We start from the raw sequence: 1,328 nt of genomic DNA on the forward strand, positions 1-1,328 counted from the left end.
GCGCCGATGAAGTTCAAGCGCCGCACGCTGGCCAACGGCCTGGAGGTGATCGCCGAGCCCGGTGGCACCGGCGGCAGCGTCAGTGTGCAGGTCTGGTACCGCGTGGGCGGCAAGGACGATCCGGTCGGCCGCTCCGGCTTTGCGCACCTCTTCGAGCACCTGATGTTCAAGAGCACGCGTTACATGAAGAGCGAGCAGTTCGACCGACTGACCGAGGACGTGGGCGGCCAGAACAATGCCTTCACCGCCGAGGACGTCACCGCCTACTTCGCCACCGTGCCTTCGCACCACCTGGAGCGCATCCTGTGGGCCGAGGCCGAGCGCATGGTCAACCTGAACGTTGACGAAGCGAACTTCAAGAGCGAGCGCGCGGTGGTCGAGGAAGAGTTCCGCCAGCGCGTGCTGGCGAATCCCTACGGCCGGCTGTTCGAGGCGATGGCGCCGAATGCCTTCATCGACCACCCGTACAAGCGGCCGGTAATCGGCAGCATCGAGGACCTGGAGTCGGCCTCGCTGGACGACGTGCGCGCCTTCCATTCGACCTTCTACCGGCCCGACAACGCGGTGCTGATCGTCACTGGCGACTTCGATGGCGCGCAGTTGGACCAGTGGGTGGACCGCTACTTCGGCCCGCTGAAAAAGCCCGACACGCCCATCCCGCGCGTGAACGTGAAAGAGCCGGTGCGCACGCAGTCCAGGCAGGTCGCGCTGACCGGCCCGAACGTGCCGCTGCCAGCGGCCGTGCTGATCTGGCAGGCGCCCAACGCGGCCGACAAGGACGCTGCCGCGTTCCAGGTCATCCAGGGCCTGTTGGCCGGCGGCGAGTCGTCGCGCCTGAACGAGTCGCTGGTCTATCGGCAGCGCATTGCCCAGTCCGCCGGCATGGAGCCGATGCTGCACACCGACGCTGGCGCGGTCGCCGTCTACGCAATCGCTTCCGGCCAGCGCCAGCCGCAAAGCCTGGTGGCACCGCTGCACGCCGAGCTGGCCAGGCTGGCCAAGGGCCCGATCCCCGCCGCCGAGCTGGACAAGGTCAAGACCCAGCTGCTGACCGCCGCGCTGAACGGCCGCCAGACCTCGCTGGGCCGCGGCACGTCCATCGGCTGGGCGATGATCCACGACAAGGACCCGGAGGCCGTGAACCGCGAGCTGACCGAGCTGCAAGCCGTCACCGCGGCCGACGTGCAGCGTGTGCTGCGCCAGTACGTGATCGGCAAGCCCGCCGTCACGCTGTTCTATACCCAGGAGGCGAAGTGATGAGCCGTTCGCTGAACCTGATGCTGCGCCCGGTCGCGGCGCTGTTGGTCACTGCCTTCGCCGCCGGCGCT

At 68.1% G+C, this 1,328-nt stretch carries 1 protein-coding gene; it reads left to right on the forward strand.

The features are described 5' to 3' along the window. Positions 1–1,257, forward strand: a 1,257-nt coding sequence (locus FKP22_RS30595; RefSeq protein ID WP_141291956.1) for a M16 family metallopeptidase, incomplete at its 5' end; no start/stop codon positions are given. Between the last annotated feature and the right edge of the window lie 71 nt (positions 1,258–1,328).

The sequence above is a fragment of the Ideonella azotifigens genome, from assembly GCF_006519715.1.
GTDB classification, from domain to species: domain Bacteria; phylum Pseudomonadota; class Gammaproteobacteria; order Burkholderiales; family Burkholderiaceae_C; genus Ideonella; species Ideonella azotifigens.